Annotated in this window: 14 protein-coding genes; 9 read left to right on the top strand and 5 right to left on the bottom strand. The window is 58.3% G+C overall.

The window, feature by feature from the left end:
• Window positions 1-271: 271 nt before the first annotated feature.
• Both DMP17_RS09770 and DMP17_RS09775 read right to left on the bottom strand, forming a co-directional pair.
• Window positions 272-3889, bottom strand: a complete 3618-nt coding sequence (locus tag DMP17_RS09770; RefSeq protein WP_337828888.1) for a calcium-binding protein — start codon at window positions 3887-3889, stop codon at window positions 272-274.
• A gap of 48 nt (window positions 3890-3937) precedes the next feature.
• A complete protein-coding gene (locus DMP17_RS09775; RefSeq protein ID WP_337828889.1) occupies window positions 3938-5680 on the bottom strand; it encodes an I78 family peptidase inhibitor in 1743 nt (580 codons plus the stop codon).
• A gap of 880 nt (window positions 5681-6560) precedes the next feature.
• Between DMP17_RS09775 and DMP17_RS09780 the strand changes: the two genes are divergently transcribed.
• Window positions 6561-7160, top strand: coding sequence for an alpha/beta fold hydrolase (locus tag DMP17_RS09780; RefSeq protein WP_337829775.1), 600 nt, complete (start codon window positions 6561-6563; stop codon window positions 7158-7160).
• On the opposite strand, the gene DMP17_RS09785 is transcribed toward DMP17_RS09780, so the two are convergent.
• Window positions 7157-7441: a DUF167 domain-containing protein gene (locus DMP17_RS09785; RefSeq protein ID WP_337828890.1), complete on the bottom strand. Its 285-nt coding sequence runs from the start codon at window positions 7439-7441 to the stop codon at window positions 7157-7159. The genes DMP17_RS09780 and DMP17_RS09785 overlap by 4 nt on opposite strands.
• On the bottom strand, window positions 7438-7836 hold the full coding sequence (locus tag DMP17_RS09790; protein WP_337828891.1) for a DMT family protein: 399 nt from the start codon (window positions 7834-7836) through the stop codon (window positions 7438-7440). The genes DMP17_RS09785 and DMP17_RS09790 overlap by 4 nt, the downstream gene beginning before the upstream one ends.
• 215 nt (window positions 7837-8051) lie before the next feature.
• Between DMP17_RS09790 and DMP17_RS09795 the strand changes: the two genes are divergently transcribed.
• The 4 genes from DMP17_RS09795 to purL all read left to right on the top strand — a co-directional run bounded on the left by DMP17_RS09795 (window position 8052) and on the right by purL (window position 13066).
• Window positions 8052-8918, top strand: a complete 867-nt coding sequence (locus tag DMP17_RS09795) for a tryptophan 2,3-dioxygenase family protein (protein ID WP_337828892.1) — start codon at window positions 8052-8054, stop codon at window positions 8916-8918.
• A 20-nt stretch (window positions 8919-8938) separates the two neighbouring features.
• Window positions 8939-10078 carry an aminotransferase class V-fold PLP-dependent enzyme gene (locus tag DMP17_RS09800; RefSeq protein WP_337828893.1) on the top strand — a complete coding sequence of 380 codons (1140 nt, stop codon included), beginning with the start codon at window positions 8939-8941 and terminating at the stop codon, window positions 10076-10078.
• 320 nt (window positions 10079-10398) lie between these two features.
• Window positions 10399-10581 (top strand): CsbD family protein, encoded by a 183-nt coding sequence (locus DMP17_RS09805; protein WP_337828894.1) that lies wholly within the window; start codon window positions 10399-10401, stop codon window positions 10579-10581.
• Between the two features lie 238 nt (window positions 10582-10819).
• Window positions 10820-13066 carry a phosphoribosylformylglycinamidine synthase subunit PurL gene (gene purL / locus DMP17_RS09810; RefSeq protein WP_337828895.1) on the top strand — a complete coding sequence of 749 codons (2247 nt, stop codon included), beginning with the start codon at window positions 10820-10822 and terminating at the stop codon, window positions 13064-13066.
• Between the two features lie 273 nt (window positions 13067-13339).
• Here the strand turns inward: purL and DMP17_RS09815 are convergent, their stop codons facing one another.
• Window positions 13340-14296: a Coq4 family protein gene (locus tag DMP17_RS09815; protein WP_337828896.1), complete on the bottom strand. Its 957-nt coding sequence runs from the start codon at window positions 14294-14296 to the stop codon at window positions 13340-13342.
• A 138-nt stretch (window positions 14297-14434) separates the two neighbouring features.
• On the opposite strand from DMP17_RS09815, the gene DMP17_RS09820 reads away from it, so the two are divergent.
• The 4 genes from DMP17_RS09820 to DMP17_RS09835 all read left to right on the top strand — a co-directional run bounded on the left by DMP17_RS09820 (window position 14435) and on the right by DMP17_RS09835 (window position 17684).
• A complete protein-coding gene (locus DMP17_RS09820) occupies window positions 14435-14686 on the top strand; it encodes a (2Fe-2S)-binding protein (protein WP_337828897.1) in 252 nt (83 codons plus the stop codon).
• Between the two features lie 63 nt (window positions 14687-14749).
• Window positions 14750-15229, top strand: coding sequence for a bacterioferritin (gene bfr, locus DMP17_RS09825; protein ID WP_337828898.1), 480 nt, complete (start codon window positions 14750-14752; stop codon window positions 15227-15229).
• A 74-nt stretch (window positions 15230-15303) separates the two neighbouring features.
• Window positions 15304-16446 carry an SMP-30/gluconolactonase/LRE family protein gene (locus DMP17_RS09830; RefSeq protein WP_337828899.1) on the top strand — a complete coding sequence of 381 codons (1143 nt, stop codon included), beginning with the start codon at window positions 15304-15306 and terminating at the stop codon, window positions 16444-16446.
• Window positions 16443-17684: a DUF418 domain-containing protein gene (locus DMP17_RS09835; RefSeq protein ID WP_337828900.1), complete on the top strand. Its 1242-nt coding sequence runs from the start codon at window positions 16443-16445 to the stop codon at window positions 17682-17684. The genes DMP17_RS09830 and DMP17_RS09835 overlap by 4 nt, the downstream gene beginning before the upstream one ends.
• The last annotated feature ends 78 nt before the right edge of the window (window positions 17685-17762 follow it).

Here is a 17762-nt window from a genome sequence, read left to right on the forward strand (position 1 = left end):
ACGGAATGCGCAGACAAATGCGCCCCGTGATCCTTCCCCCCGATTGTCCCCTGTCGGGCACCCTTATCAATTTGACTGGACAAGGGAATCCGACAGCACCGCTTATCAAAATCAAAAGAGTCGGTCTATAATCTATTCGCTCGTCCGCTTATTATATCGGAGACGGGAAAATGGTCCGGGCAAGCGGTCATGCCATGCGTGTGACGGGCAAATAAAAAAGAGGCGGGAGATTACTCTCCGCCTCCTTTTTTACTCGGAAACAGCCGGTTTCTTACAAGATAAAATCCCCGGCCGAAAGCTGGCCGGTCTGGATATTATGAATGATAATCATCTCGCCCGAAGACAGATGGATTTCACTATTAGCGCCATTCTGGACGAAAAAACTTTCAAGCTGGGCATAGGTGAGGCCGAACGCCGACAGATCGATTTTGTCGAGTCCGCGTTCGAAATCGCGGATCGTGTCGGTGCCGCTGCCACTGGAAAAGACGAACCGGTCCGCATCCCCTCCGCCGAACAATATGTCATTGCCCGTACCGCCGACAAGCGTATCACGGCCATAGGCACCGCTCAGTACATCATTGCCTGCACCGCCATCGAGAAGATTGTCGCCGCCATTGCCGGCGAGCTGGTTGCCCAGCTCGTTACCGTAAACGAACCGCGAAGCGCCTTGGAGAATCGCATTTTCGACATTGGCTGCAAGATAGATACCGCCACCTGCCGGGGTGTTGACATAAACGGTATCGCGCCCTTCTCCGGCGGCCTCGACAATCTTATCGGAATGGATATCGACATAGTAAATGTCGTTGCCCGCGCCGCCTTCCATCCGGTCTGCACCGGTGCCGCCATCCAGAATATCGTCTCCGGCCCCGCCGATCAGCGTATCCTCGCCTGCATCGCCATATAATGTGTCATTGCCCCATCCCCCGTCGATATAATCGCCGCCATCGCCACCACGCAGCACATTATTAACATTATTTCCGACAATCATATTGGCCAAGGCGTTGCCTGTTCCGTCAATCGCCGCCCAACCGGTCAGGATGAGATTTTCTACGCCATCGCCGATTTGATGGCTAACGGAAGCTTCAACACGGTCAAAACCTGCTCCGCCCACCGTCACGTCTCCGGCATTGTCCACAATGAGTATGTCATTGCCGTCACCGCCGTCCATATAGTCGGCTCCGGTCTCGCCGTTCAGTACATCATTGCCAGCACCGCCAAATAGCCGGTCATCGTCATAACCGCCAAGCAGCGTATCATTCCCCGCACCGCCATCAAGCATATCATTGCCATATCCGCCGAGGATGCGGTCATCCCCGCCTTCGCCATATATTTCATTATTGCCGCCATTGCCCGATATGACGTTATTGAGCGCGTTGCCGCGCCCGTTAATATTGGCAAGGCCTTCAAGAATCATATTTTCCAGATTAGCGCTCAGCGTATAGCCTTGGCCGTCGGTCGTAATCCGGACGAAAACCGTATCAAGATCATAGGAGGGTTCGTCGATGATGATGTCCAGCGGATTGTCCACATAAAAAATAGTAGAGCCCGCAGCACCGATCATCGTATCTATACCGGCCCCTCCGTCAAGATAGCTATCCCCCGCAGTGGCAACGAGCCTGTCATTACCGTTGCCACCGTAAAGCCATTTTCCGCCGATCAGCACGTCATCGCCATCTTCACCATAGATGGATGTGAGCGCACCGCCATAAATAGTGTTATTGAGCGCATTGCCACGGCCGGTTCCGCCGTAAGCGGTAAGGTCTTCGACATCCGCCCCTAGCGTGTAGTCGATCGTGGCAATCACATGGTCGCGGCCTTCACCGCCTTCGACAATATCACCGGCATTATCGACCATGAAACGATCATTGCCCGCACCACCAATCATATGGTCGGCACCCGCCCCGCCATCCAGTATATCATGGCCATTGCCGCCATCCAGTATATCATCGCCTGCGCCGCCAACCAGCGTGTCATTCCCGTCACCGCCGGAAAGAATATTGGCCGCGTCATTCCCGATTATATGATTGGCAGAGCTGTTTCCCGTACCGTTGATCGCTTCGGTTCCCGTGAGCGTCAGATTCTCGGTCCCGCTCAGGATCGTATAGGTGATACTGGATTCAACCCGGTCTATGCCGACACCCCCCAGCGCCACATCACCGGCATTGTCGACAATGAAAACATCATCGCCATCGCCGCCGATCATCCGGTCTGCGCCGAGGCCACCATCCAGAATATCATTGCCCGCGCCACCCGACAGATAATTATTGCCGCTATTGCCGATGATATGGTTATCAAGCGCATTCCCTGCGCCGGTCAGCCCGGCACTGCCCAAAAGGGTCAGATTTTCGACATCATTACCCAATGTATAGCTTATCGTGGATTCCACCCGGTCGATACCCGCCCCGCCTTCAGCAACATCGCCGGCATTGTCGACAATCATCACATCATCGCCATCGCCACCCGTCATATGATCGGCACCGGCACCTCCATCAAGATAGTCATCCCCGTCCCCGCCATTGAGTATATCGATGCCAGCCTGACCACGCAGCGTATCGTTACCGCCCATGCCGTTAAGGGTGCTGCCTCCTGATGCCGCAGCGACAAGAATATTATTCTTGTCATTGCCGCTCAGCGTGATGTTTGCGCCGTTTGCCGCTTCCAGAACTTCGATATTATAATCCCCGGTCAAATCAGGATTTGGCGGCAAAGTATAATCGACACTTGCGACGATGCGATCGAAACCCTCAAGATTCTTTTCGATCACAACATCGTCGGCATGGTTGACAAAATAAGTGTCATCGCCGTCACCGCCCGCCAGAATATCCGCACCCGATGTGCCCGCGAAATTCTGGTCTACATCTGCGCGCTGGGACAAATCGATGTTATAGCTTTCGCCATATCGCGTGACCAGGATAGTGCGTCCGTCGGGCGACACGGAAATATCTGCGCCATCGGATGTGCTGCTATTACCCAATGTGTAGCGTTCGACCTCTGTCCCGTTGGCCACACTTATGCGGGAAATATAATCCCACCCCGATGTATATGCGTAAATAAACTGCCCGTCCGGCGAAAAAACCAAGCTGTCCGGGGTCGCAATATCCGCGATGGTGCTGACCGGATTGAGATTAAAATCATATAGCTGGATAGACAGGTTGGCGACTTGGGCTATCAGGCCTGCGCTTTCACTGATCGCGGCAACCGGATGATAAAGGTCATCCTGCCAACCGCTTACGGTTTGCGCGACAAATTCCCGGGTTTGGCTATTATAGAGGTAAAGCGCATTTCCGCCTTCCTGATAGAGGGGGTTAATCTGGATCGCCTGTTCCGGCATGAACAGCAAATAATCCCCTGATTCAGCAATCTCGCGCACAGGCTGATCAAAATCGCCGCGATCTTGGTGCGAAAAAGTCCCGTTGCCCAGATCAAGAAATGTGAACTGGCTGCTATCGCGGGTGACAACCAATATGGTGTCGTTGCCGATCATTTCGATATTGATATATTCGCCCGGGATCGGATCCGTATAGGTTGCAACCGCGCCTGTGGTCGTATTGATTGTCTGGATAAACTGCGATTGCTGATGGGGTGCGCCCATCGCAACAAGCGTATTGCCATCATCCGACAACGCGATTGCACGCACGTCGGGGATAGTCCAACTTGCTTTGACCGACCAGTCTGCGGTGTTAAACGCCGTCACCTTTCCATAGGATATCGCATAGGCCGTATCGCCCGCGGCATTGAAAGTGAAATCAGTATAAGCGGTCGATAGTTGGGACACTATAGAAACGGGCATGGCGCTCTCCGGAAAAAATACGGGTTGCTGGATAAAAGAGGCTGAAAATCTAGAATAGTCGACCGGATTGGTCCAGCCGCTATTCGTTGCTCCTGTCAAAATTTAGCTTCGTAATGGGTCGGAATATCCGTCCGGTCCGGATGTTTTTCAGCCGCAGGTGAAGCGGATGATCCGGCCCTGTCCGGACAATTCGGCGTTGAGCCGGTTGCTGCGATAATCCATCGTCACCGCCATGCCGGGTTCGATCCAGCGGACGCGGTCCGCCCCGCTAATCCGCGCGATTTCGGCGCGGGTGGCGGGGTTGGCGGACTTGCCGACATAGGATGCGACCTTGGCCGCGCCGCAGCTATTGGGGCCGCTCACGATCGGATCGGGTTGCGGCTTGGCGGGAACTGTCGGGGTGGGTGGAGACAGGCGCCCGGCCTTGCCGACCAGCTCGACAAATTCCTTGCGCACCGGCTGCCAGGGCTGGCCCGCCAGTTGCAGGATCGAGCGCCAGCTTGTGTTGCCAAGGGTCGTGTCGCCGCGCAATTTCTGCCCGAAACTTGCGACCGCCACGGCAAAGGCCATGTCGCCTTGCGGCGCGCGCGCATTGCGCATCAGGCTCACCGGCACCGCACGTTCGATGAGCCGCGATGTGTCGCCATCGGGCAGCTTGTAGCGCAATTTAAGCCAAGCCAGCTCATTGGCCGGTCCTGCTTTTGCGGATGTGCGATTGGCTTCATAGCGGCGGTCGGGGAGCCAGCCGCGCGTGCCTGCCGGAATGATTTCATACAGCGCCGTCACCTGATGCCCCGAACCGATATCGCCCGCATCAACCGCGTCATTATCGAAATCCTGCTCGTTCAAAATGCGGTTTTCATAACCGATCAGGCGATATTCCTTGACCGCAGCAGGGTTGAATTCGATCTGGATTTTAACATCCTTGGCGATGGTAAAAATCGTCCCCGCCATTTCATCGGACAGCACTTTGCGCGCTTCGGACAGCCCGTCAATATAGGCATAATTGCCGTTGCCGATGTCGGCGACGCGCTCCATCATCGCTTCATTATAATTGCCCTGACCAAAGCCCAAAGTGGTGAGGGTGATGCCGGTTTCGCGATTCTGTTTGACGATCGCTTCAATGCCGTCATTGGACGAAATGCCGACATTGAAATCGCCATCGGTCGCCATGATGACGCGGTTGACGCCGCCTTTGACAAAATGTTTGCGCGCGGTGGCATAAGCCAGTTCCATGCCTTGCCCGCCCGCCGTCGATCCGCCCGCTTCAAGGCAGGATAGCGCCTGTTTGATATAGTTGGGGTTATTGGTAGGCTCCAGCACAATGCCCGCCGCGCCCGCATAAACGACAATCGAAACCTTATCCTTCGCGGTCAACTGGTCGGCCAGTTGCGACAGGGCATCGCGCACCAGCGGCAGCTTGTCGGCGCTGTTCATCGAGCCCGACACATCGACAAGGAACACAAGGTTGGTGCGCGGGCGTTCGGCCTTGGGAATATCATAGCCGTTAATGCCGATGCGCAGCAATTTGGCCTCTGCGTTCCACGGGCTGGTCGCCATGTCGGTTGCCAGCGTGAAAGGCACCGAACGATCCTTTGGGGTCGCATAATCATAGCGGAAATAGTTCAGCATTTCTTCGGTACGCACCGCCGATGCAGGCGGCATCCGGTCCTGATTGAGGAAGCGCCGGACATTGGCATAGCTCCCCGTATCGACATCGACCGAAAAGGTGGAAACCGGTTCGTCGGCCACCGCTTTGACGGTCGAAACCTCCTTGCCATTATAGCGTTCGCGGTCGGTGTGCATCGGGGGATAGGGACGCGGATAGCCGGGCGGCGCGATGCGGGAACCGGTCGCGACGACGGCACTTTCGGCAATCGGCGATGCCATCACTGGCGGCGGTGGCGCAGCCGGAGGGGCCATGACTTGCGGGCGTATAATGCGGTTCTGGCGTGTATAAACCGCGCGGCCATAATCGCCGGTAACGCGGTTAATGTCACAGCGCACCGGGCTGTCGGGATCAACCGGCGGCGGAATCGGGCTGGGCTTGATGACGGCTGGGCGGCGCGTCGCATTTTGCGCGGACGCAGCGGGCGCCAGCGGACCAAGGATGAGCGCTACAAGCGCGGCCCCACCTAATGCTTGTCCACCGAAGCCTTTGGATAAGCCTCCGGACAATTCGCCAAAAATCGGGGTTTCGCCTGTTTGCTGATGATCCATGCTTTATCTCCTCCCGTTTGTCCGCAACCTGCCGGTCCTTCATTGTCCTACAGGGACAATCCTATGGACAAGCGGCTTTTATGCAAGCGCTGCCAAGCTTTGCATAAATGATATAATATTACATTCAGGTGAACGAGTAGAGAGGCCGGTCCGTCGGAAAACGATGATTCGGCCCCCGATACCGTCGCTATTCACTTACAGCCGCGGCCCTGTTTGCTGATTGCACCCTCCCCTTGCCCGCTGCCAGTTGAGACTGGTAAGCGCGGGCCATGCACAATGTTGATATATCCTCCGTCCTTGCTTCCGACCATTTTATCCCGACCGGCCAAGGGGTTATCTTTGCGCGTCAGTGGGTGCCAGTGCGGGAAGAAAGCGCGGGCGGGGAAACGCCAGCCCCGCAAGATGTCCCGCCAGATACCCCGCTCCCCGCCCCGCTCATCCTTTTCCATGAATCAACGGGGAGTGTCGCGCAGTGGCGGGACTTTCCGGCTTTGCTGGCGCAAGTAACGGGGCGCATGGTGATTGCCTATGACCGACTGGGCTTTGGCCAATCAGACGCGCATCCGCGCCGCCTGACGCGCGATTTTATGGGGACGAGGCGCGTGAGTTTCTGCCCGCTTTGCTTGCCCATTTCGGGGTTGGGGCCTTTGTTGCGCTCGGCCATAGTGTCGGCGGCGAGATAGCGGTCGCGACCGCGGCGGCGATGCCCGAACGGGTCGCGGCGGTCATCACCATTTCGGCGCAAAGCTTTGTCGAGGAAGCGACCTTGGAAGGCGTGCGCGCGGCGAAAATCGCCTTTGACGCGCCCGAACGCTTTGCCCGCGTCGAACGGCATCACGGAGCCAAAGCGCGTTGGGTGCTGGACGCCTGGTTCGACACCTGGCTCGATCCCGACTTTGCCGATTGGAGCCTAGATGCCGATCTTGCGCGGCTCACCTGTCCGGTGATGGCGATCCACGGCAGCGACGATGAATTCGGCACCTCCGCCCACCCGCGCCGCATCACCTCCGTGCCGACCAGCCCGACGCGGCTCGAATATCTGGAGGGCATCGGCCACATCCCCTATCGCGAAGACCCGGCGCGAATTGCGGCGCTCATCAAGGATTTTCTGGACAGCGTTGCGGTGCCAAAAGGCAGCGCCCAACCTTAATTTTCCTGCTCAATCCGCACCAGTTTATCGCGCGCGGTTTCGCCGCGCACAATGGTGATAGAGGATTTGCTCACCCCCAGCGCCTTGGCGAGCAGCGCGATCACCGCTTTATTGGCCTTGCCGTCTTCGGGCACGACGGTCACCCGGATTTTAAGCTGGCCGTCCTCGATGATGATCGCATCCGCCTTGGCATTGGGGGTGACACGCAGCGCAATCCGGCCCGCGCTGTCGGCCAGCGCGCGGATATGGTCGGCGGGCGGGACATTCGGGCGCGCCATCATCTGCCCCAGAACAGGAAGCCGACCCCGGCCATGATGCACAGAAACGCTGCCCCGTGTCGCCATTCGAGCGGCTCTCCAAGCCAGGTGACCATGAATATGCCGAACACTAGCAGCGCAATTGCTTCCTGCGCGATTTTGAGCTGCCCCGCGCCCCATCCGTTCGCATAGCCGATGCGGTTGGCGGGGACGGCAAAGCAATATTCGACCCCCGCAATCAGCCAACTGATGAAAATGATTGTCAATAAAGGCTTGCTCCCCGCCCCGTCTTTTAAATGCCAATACCATGCTATCGTCATGAAAATATTGGATAAGAAGAGAAGAACGAGGGTCGGCATGGCAAGCGGACTTTCATTGGGCAAGAAAGCGATGTCCGGCGCTTCTTGCAAGGCCGTCAAACTTGCGCAATGAAGCAAGGATGCACGCGGAGTCTATCAAATTTTGTTCCACAGTCATGCGCTGGCTGGGACAGATGGGATCCCCCTCCTGCCCGCCTTCGGGCGTGCATCCTGCAGCCTATCCGGAAAATGCCGGACGCTTGGACGGGCTTTACGCCCGCACCGTCCGCATCTTTACCATTTATTAAGAAATTCCGGAAAAGAGAAGCTGCGTCATGCCTTTGAATAAAGATGATATTTACACGAAAATCGCCGCCCCTGACATGCTCGACTATGGGGTGTATCTCAATGTCGACCAATTGCTGCAATGCCAAAAGCCCACCGATGCGCTGTGCAACGGGGATGAGTTGCAGTTCCAGATCGTCCATCAGGTCGAAGAATTATGGATGAAGCTCATGGCCTATACGCTCGTCGATATCGATGCGGCGATGCAGGCGCGCGAGGATATGAAGGCGCTGACCTTGTTCGGGCGCGTCCATGTCATCCAGCGGTTGATGATTACGCAGATGGACTTGCTCGAAACGATGAGCCCGCGCGATTATCAGGAGGTGCGGTTGCAACTGGGCAACGGGTCGGGTCAGGAAAGCCCCGGCTTCCAGCTTTTGCTCACGCTTCCGCCCGAATTGTGGAAGACCTACCAGCAACATTATCTCGCCGGCCGCAGCGTGCGCGAAGTGTATGACACCGGCTTCACCCATGATGCGGCCTATAAGCTGGGCGAAGCGATGGTCGAATATGACGAATTATTCCAGAAATTCCGCGCGATGCACATCTATCTCATCCACCGCACCATCGGCATGGGCGCAGCGTCGCTTAAGGGGCGTCCGGTCGAGTTGCTCAATGCAGGCACGCGTCATCGTTTCTTCCCCGAATTATGGGATGTGCGTTGGCAGATGACCGATGCGTGGGGCGGCACTTATGGAAAGCACCGCCCGTCGATCAGCGACGATGTGGCTGATGCGGGGCCTGATGCAGGAACGGATGCAGCGCCCGATGCGGCCCTTGCGGGGCAACATAGCGGACATGGTAGCCCGACAGGGATGCCGCTTCAGGCAGAGCTACCGGACAAGGGGGCAAAATGATCGTAGGCAACCGGCCGGCCATGCTGCCGTCCACCATCCGCCGCTGGTTTCATGTGCCGGGACCGGGGCCTTATTTCATGGCCCATTCCGCCGGGGCAAAGCCGGTGGCGGCGGGGCCTGCGATTGAAGAACAATTTATGAAGCCTTGGCGCGATCTGGGCGGGGATGCGTGGAACATATGGCTCCCCTCCATTGACGGATTCCGCGACACGCTTGCAACTATCCTCGGCGGTGCGGCGGAAGAAATCTGCCCGCAAGCCAATGTGTCGGCGGCGTTTGAACATTATCTCGGCGCACTGCCTCCGCTGCAGGGGGACCGGCGCGACATCCTTATGTCGGAACAAAGCTTCCCCTCGCTCGGCTATGTCGCCAAAGCGGCAGAGCGGATGGGCTTTGCACTCAAATTTCTACCCGCCGGTTCCGACCCCGGTGACATTGAAGCGTGGAAAGCAGCGATCGGCGAACAGACCGCTATAGTGCTGGCGATGCACGTGCATTCCAATAGCGGCATCCTGACGCCGGTGCCGCAAATTGCGCAGGCAGCCAGAATGATGGGCGCGCGGTGTGTCGTAGATCTTGCGCAATCGGCAGGTATTGTCCCCGTGGCGGTGCGGCATTGGGGCGTCGATGCGGCGGTGGGAAGCTGTGTCAAATGGCTATCGGGCGGACCTGGGGCCGGTTATTTATGGGTGCCGGAACGCGATTTCGATGTGTTGCAACCCCGCTCTGTGGGCTGGTTCAGCCATGAAGCGCCCTTCGAAATGGACATCCATAATTTCCGCTATGCGCCGGATGCGCTGCGCTTTTGGGGCGGCACTCCGCATTTGATGTCCTTTATTGCAGCCAAAGCGGGGATCGACACCATCCTGTCGATAGGCGTCAATGTGGTGCGTGCACATAACCAGCATTTACAAGCCTGTTTCCGGACCGAACTGGAATGTAAGCGCCCCGAATGGCGCTGGCCGGATTGTCTGATTGGCGGGACCATATGTGTGGATGTCGGCGAGGATGCAGAGGAGATCCGCGCGCTGCTGGAGCGCCACCAGGTCCGCGCCGATTTTCGCGGGACAGGACTGCGCCTTTCCTTTGCAGCGTGGAACACGATCGACGAAGTGATGGCATTGGCCGCCCTTCTCGCAGGACCGCTGGAGCGCGTTTAGGGGCAGGGCCTTGCCTGCATCCTTGTCCGGGATAGCCTCGGGGCGATACCCGAAGAAAATATGGATCAAAAAAATAGCGTAAGCCCTGCAACACTATGATCTGGTTTGCAGGACAGATTTTTTGCCCCTAATTCCTTAAATTCACTATCTTTTTTGTCCGCTTTCGCAACTCGTCCATCACCGCCTCTCGGCTCGTCGCAAAGGCGCAGTTTGGTGGGAGCCTTCCTCACGCTCGCACGTAACGCCCTTTGGAACATGGCGACATATTCCCCACACGAAACATCCTCCCAACCCATGCTTTATGCGAAGGAGACAAGGATATGGGCGAACTGACTGATAAGGCCAAGGGCCTCGCCAATGAAGCGATTGGCAACAGCAAACAGGCTATCGGCAAAGCGACCGGTAATGAAAAGCTGCGCGCCGAAGGCAAGATACAGGAAACCAAAGGCGAAGCGCAACGCGCCGCTGGTGATGTAAAGGGCGCGCTCGGCGACAAGGTGTAGCCGCCTGATATAAATTACAGTCCCATCCCCCGATGGCGAAGCGGGACCGGTAAAGGGATTTATCCCGACGCAGCGAATGACTCCCTCCCTGTTTGTTATCGCTGACCGGTCCTGACGACAGCCGTCCGGTGCATCCCCCCGCACCGGACGGCTGTTTTTTGTCGCGCCTTGCCCGTCTTCGCCTATCGGTCCAATATTGGGTCTAGCCGGAATCGCCCCTAGGGGTTAAAGGGCCGCCATGACCCAGAACGCTTCATCAAACGCCGCCGAAATCACCCCCGACATTGTTGCCGAACATGGCCTTAGTCCGGAAGAATATGAGCGCGTGTTGAACGCGCTTGGCCGGACGCCCAATCTGGTCGAACTCGGCATATTTTCGGTGATGTGGTCGGAGCATTGCTCGTATAAATCGAGCCGCATCCATTTGAAGAAGCTCCCCACCGAAGGCCCGCAAGTGATTTGCGGTCCCGGCGAAAATGCGGGCGTGGTCGATATTGGTGATGGCCAAGCGGCGATCTTCAAGATGGAATCGCACAATCACCCGTCTTACATCGAACCCTATCAGGGCGCGGCGACCGGCGTCGGCGGGATTTTGCGCGACGTGTTCACCATGGGCGCGCGGCCCATCGCCAATATGAATGCGCTGCGCTTTGGCCGCCCCGACCATCCCAAGATGCGCCACCTCATCGACGGCGTGGTACGCGGCATTGGCGGTTATGGCAATTGCGTCGGCGTGCCAACCGTCGGCGGCGAGGTCAATTTCCACACCGCCTATGACGGCAATATCCTTGTCAACGCGATGACCGTAGGCGTCGCGGAAACCGACAGGATTTTCTATTCGGCAGCATCGGGCGTCGGCAATCCGATTGTCTATGTCGGCTCCAAAACGGGCCGCGACGGGATTCACGGCGCGACGATGGCGAGCGCGGACTTTGGCGAGGATGCCGAAGAAAAGCGCCCGACCGTGCAGGTCGGCGATCCGTTCACCGAAAAACTCCTCATCGAAGCCTGCCTTGAACTGATGGCCTCCGACGCGATTGTCGCGATTCAGGACATGGGCGCGGCAGGCCTCACATCGTCGTCGGTCGAAATGGCGTCCAAGGGCGGCGTCGGCATCCGGCTCGATATGAACAAGGTGCCGCAGCGCGAAACCGGCATGACCGCTTATGAAATGATGCTGTCGGAAAGCCAGGAGCGGATGCTCATGGTGTTGAAACCGGGGCGCGAGGCTTTTGCCGAAGAGATTTTCAAAAAATGGGAATTGGACTTTGCGGTCATCGGCGAAGTCACCGACACGGGCCGCATGGTGCTCGACCATCATGGCGAAGTTGTGTGCGACATTCCGCTCGCGCCCTTGGCCGATGATGCGCCGCTTTATGACCGCCCGCATTTGAGCCAAGCGGATTATAAGGCATGGGCGGCAGTAAAGCCGCTCGGTGACATTCCCGAATTGACCGATATTGGCGCCGATTTATTGAAGCTTATGGCCTCGCCCGACATCGCCTCGCGCCGGTGGATCTGGGAGCAATATGACAATAAGGTCGGCGGCGACACGGTGCAGATACCGGGCGGCGACGCAGCCGTCGTGCGCGTCCACGGCACCGAAAAGGCCATCGCGATTTCGACCGATTGCACCCCGCGCTATTGCTATGCCGACCCTTATGAAGGCGGCAAGCAAGCGGTTGCGGAATGTTACCGCAATCTGTCGGCAGTCGGCGCAACGCAGTTAGCAATCACCAACTGCCTCAATTTCGCCAACCCGCAACGCCCCGAAATCATGGCGCAAATTGTCGGATGTCTCAACGGCATGGCCGATGCCTGCCGCGCACTCGATTTCCCGATCGTGAGTGGCAATGTGTCCTTATATAATGAAAGCAAGGCGACTGGCGGCGGTTCGGCGATTTTGCCGACGCCTGCGATTGGCGGGATTGGCTTGCTCAAGGACTGGCGCAAAAATGCGACCATCGGCTTCAAGCAGGCGGACCGCACCTTGTTCCTTGTCGGCGGCGTGCCGTCGCATCTTGGCCAATCGCTATGGCTGCGCGAAATTGCAGGACAGGAAGCGGGCGCAGCGCCTGCGGTCGATCTGGCCGCCGAGCGCAAAAATGCCGACTTCATCCGCGCGCAAATCGCGGCGGACAGCATCGCTGCCGTGCATGACGTGTCGGACGGCGGCCTTTTGGTCAGTGCGACCGAAATGGCGCTGGCCGGAAATATCGGTGTGACGCTCGCGCTGGACGGGGTTGAAGGCAGTGCGCTGACCGCTGCCCTGTTCGGGGAAGATCAGGGCCGCTATCTGGTCGAAGCCGCCGATGCCGCGGCGTTCGCCAATGCCGCCGCCGAAGCGGGCGTCGAGGCGGTCGCTATCGGCACCACCGAGACGCAAGCCAATGTGTCGGTCAAGGATGCGGCACAGGTCGCGCTCGCAGACCTCCGCATCGCCCATGAAGGCTTTTTCCCGGCATTGATGGCGGGCGAAGTTTAACTAGACTTTCCCGTTTATGGAGCGGTGATCACGCGTGAGCGCGTGACCCGCGCGCATCGCCACACGGCGCTTCAGGTGTAAACCGCCAGCCGCCTCCACCATGCCGCGCATGGTCCCCAGCCCCGCGAGCGGTGAGGGTTGCAAAGCCACGCAAAAAAAATCCTCCCGCGAGGGTGGGCTTATGGAGCGGTCTAGCGTTGCCACACCATAAGCCCACCTTCGCGGAAGGAGGAGGAGGGAAGGGTCCCTTCGGAAATTTTTGTCAGGAAAGGCTCATGCGGTCGCGAGCTTGGCATCCCCCGTTGCCGGGCCATTGCCGAGCATATCATAAGGGTTGATGCCGCCTTCCTTCCACATGCGATGCACTTCGGCATAATGGCGTGCGGGGGTGATGTTGAGGCTCTTGCGCGCTTCATCGAGCGGCATCGCAAGCAGTTCGCGGATCGGCAGTTCGGACACGCGCGGGCAGGCTTTGCCAAGCCGCTGGCCTTCGCGGATCGCGCGCAAAACCGGGGCTTTGCTCTTGACCTGCTTCTTGATGTTAAGCCCCGCCATATAGCCGATGAACAGATGCGCAAGGCTGGGCGACTGGCTGTAGGTGAACGCCAGCACACAGGCTTCACCGAGCGCATCGCGGCCATAGCCGGTCAATACATGGAGCAGATCATGCGTGTCGCGATTGCGGTTCGAATACCAGTCAAACTTGTCGATATAGACCGGACGGCCTTCGCGGAAACGGTCAAATTCTTCGACCAGTCCGGCGGCGGTCAGCCCTTCTTTTTCCATAAAGTCGCAATAGGCATGGGCGACGCTGCCTGCCGGAAAACGGCGCAACGCTGCATGATCGTCGAGCAAGGCGGGCAGATAGGGTTCATCGCGCATTGCCGCACGGCCTTCGGCGCTGTCGCTATAGCGCTCTGCCGCATCCATAAAGCCCGCCCAAGGCAGGGCTTCGAAAATATAAAAGACCTCCTCGGTCCGCTCCTTGTCCTTGAGCAGCTCCTGGAAATGGTGCCAGGCCTTACCGGGCCGCATTTTAGGCTTTTCGCGCGCCAGATCGGCGAGCGGCAGCGCGAGCAGCGCATCGCCCGACAGCGCGCGGGTATCGCGCGGCGCTGGCGTTGCGGCTGGCGTCGCAGCGGATAAGGCCGCCGCCGTTGCAAAGGTTGCGGGTTCAGCGGTGTTCTCGTGGCGCACCGCGTCGTTCAGAGAGGGTGAGTAGCTGTCCATGACCCCACCATAACACTACTTACACATGTGTCAATAATATTTTTGCGCATAATTTTATCGCGCAAAAAGAAAGGCGGCAGCACCCTATTGCAAATCATTATCAATCCGCTATCTAGCTAATGAGAAGGATTCGCATCTATGATCGTGTGCAGTTGCAACAATATCCGCGAGAAAGATTTGCGCGCCGCCGCGCAAAACGGGGCCGAACGCGCACATCAGGCCTATGCCGCGTGTGGCGGCAAAATCCAGTGCGGGCAATGCCTTCCTTTTGCACGTGAGATTCTCTCGCAAGAGCGCGGAAAACTGCAAAAAATTGACCCTGCCCCCTGTGCAAAAGCGCATGGGGCTGATATTCTCCCCTTTCCACAAGAACGGCGGATGCGCGCCTGACATTGACCTTCATAAGGTCCGTCATTCGCGCTTCGCCCCATAATTACAAAGGGTAGAATCGCTATGAAGGGCGACGATAAGGTCATCGAATTTTTGAATATTGCGCTCAAGAACGAGCTGACCGCGATCAACCAATATTGGCTGCATTACCGTATGCTCGATGATTGGGGCATGAAACGCCTCGCCGCGTTCGAGCGCGAAGAATCGATCGACGAGATGAAACATGCCGACCAGTTGGCCGAACGCATCCTGTTTCTGGACGGCCTTCCCAATTTCCAATTGCTTGGCCGCCTGCGCATTGGCGAAAATGTGCAGGAAGTTCTCGAATCCGACCTTGCGCTGGAACATGAAGCGATTCCGTTGCTGCGCGATGCGATCGAACATTGCGAAAAAGTGCGCGACTATATCAGCCGCGACCTGTTCGCTTCCATATTGGAAAGCGAAGAACATCATGTCGATGAACTGGAAACCCAATTGTCGCTGGTCGAAAGCATGGGCCTGCAAAATTATATCCAGCTCCATTCCAAACCGGCGTCGGAATAAGCGGCTTGGCGGGTAAGGCTTTTGCGCTTGGTGCTGTCGCGGCCATAATGGCGGCGACGGCCCCCGCTGTCCCTGTGGCAGCGCAGACAGAGGCCGAAGCGCGCGAGGCCGTGCCTATCCTTGAAGCCGCCGTTACCGCGCGGCCCGACGACCCTAATCTCCGCTATTATCTCGCCAATTTCCGCCTGCGCGCAGGGGATAAAGCGGGCGCGCTTGCCGCCTTGCAAGAGGTCATGCGTCTTGGCGACGGCTTCCTCCCCATCGCCGATTTTTTCGGGGCTCTGGAGGGCGACCCCGCTTATGGCCGCATCTATCAGGCATTCGAGCGCAAATTGCCCCGCGTGTCGCGCGGGAAGGCGTGGGCGACCTTGCCCGATCCCACCATCTTTCCCGAAGGCATTGCCGCCTATGACGGCGATTTTTTCCTGTCCAGCATGGCCGATGGCGCGATCTGGCGGGTGAGCAAAAATAAAGATTCTCGCAAAATCTATAAAAGCGACGGCACCCCGCGACTTGGCCTTGCGATAGACCGCAAACGCGACCGGCTATGCAGTGTCGTCACCAACGGCTTCCTTGCGGCAGCCGAAAAGCAGCGCATCAACCGTGTCGAATGTCTGGCCTTGAAGGATGGCCGCTTGCTGTCTTCGGTCGATGTCAAAGAGGCGGTGCAGTTGAATGATCTCGCCATCGACCCCGATAGCGGCACCATCTATGCGACCGACAGCGCGGCGGGGCCGGTGTGGAAGGTTGCGCCCGATGGCATGGTCAGCCGTCTGATCGACGCCTATGGCGGGGCTAATGGCATCACCTTTGATGATAGCGGCCATCTTTATATCGCGCACAATACCGGCATTGCGCGCATTACCGCTGCGACCGGCAAGACCGTCACGCCGCGCCTTGCCTCCCGATCCCGCGAAACGGTGGCGGGGATTGACGGGCTTTACTGGCATCAGGGCAGCCTGATTGGCGTGCAGAATGTCACCAATCCCGGGCGCGTCATCCGCATCCTGCTGGGAAAAGACGGCGCGATTGCCAAGGTCGAAACGCTGCAATCGCATCATGCCACATGGATGAAAGAGCCGACCACGGCGGCGCTGTCCGGCCATCATCTGATGCTGCTCGCCACCACGCAAGTCAGCCGCCTCCAACCCGATGGCACGGTGCGCGATGCCGACACGGTCAGCCCGCCGGTGCTGGCGCGGATTCCGCTGCGTTGAGCGATGCGGCAAGCGCCGCTGCGCGCATCACGACATTGGACGCGACGCGCGGGGTGGCGGTCATCGGCATCTTGCTGATGAACATTATCAGCTTTTCTATGCCCGCCCCGGCCTATTTCAACCCGATGAGTTGGGGCGGCACCAGCGCGGCGGACATGGCCGCTTATCTGCTCTCCGCCATTTTTGTCGACAGCAAGATGCGCGCGCTTTTCTCGCTGCTGTTCGGAGCGAGCATGGTGCTGGTCATCGACCGCGCATCGGCCAAGGGCGAAAATGGCGGCAAGGTCCATTTCCTGCGCATGGTGACCCTGTTGCTGATCGGCCTCGCCCATCTTTATCTGCTGTGGCAGGGGGATATATTAACGCTCTATGCCATGTGCGGCATGGTCGCTTTCCTGTTCATCGACAAAGCGCCGCGCACGCTTTTATGGATTGCGCTCGCTTTGTTCGGGCTGGGCCTGTTCCTGTGGCTCGGCCTCGCCGTGCCGCTGCTCACTATGGGCCATATGGTCGATCAGGGCAGCTTGCCCGCGACGATGCAGCAGGATTGGGAGGATATGCTCCCGATTATCGGCGGATCGGCGGACGCGATTGCCCAAGAGGTGACCGCGATGCGCGGCAATTATGGCACAGTCTTCGCCTATCGCGCCGAATGGCTCGTCGCCCCCTTGGCGCAGTTCATGCTCTATGGCCCCGAAACCATCGCATTGATGCTGGTGGGGGCCGCGATGCAGCGCAGCGGCTTTTTCAGCGGTGGCTGGACACCCATGCAGCTTAGCAAGCTTGGCTGGGGGTTGGGAGCGCCGTCGCTCCTCATGCTCGGCCTGCTCCATCTCTGGCTGTGGCAGGCCGGTTTTCCCGCTGTCGCAACCTTCCTTGTCGCCGTCTGGGTGAGCGCGCCATTCGATTATATGCTCGCCATCGCTTATGCCGCGATCATCGTGCTGCTGGTCAGCAGACATAGCCAAAGCGCGCTGGTGCAGCGCCTTGCCGCCACCGGGCGCGCGGCGTTCAGCAATTATCTCGGCACCACTATTGTCATGACGACGCTCTTTTACGGCTATGGCCTCGGCCTGTTCGGCACCATCGCGCGCGCGCCAGTCTATCTGTTCGTGGTGGGGGCAGCCATCCTCATGCTGCTCTGGTCCAAGCCTTGGCTCGACCGCTTCCAATATGGCCCGATGGAATGGCTATGGCGCAGCATGGCGCGCGGGAGCTTGCAGCCGCTACGGCGTTAAACAGATAGGCACCCAAGTCCGCCAAAGCACCAAGTCCGCCAAAGATAGCCAGAATCAGTAAGCCCCGCCATGTTTCCA

The sequence above is a fragment of the Pseudonocardia sp. TMWB2A genome, assembly GCF_017312135.1.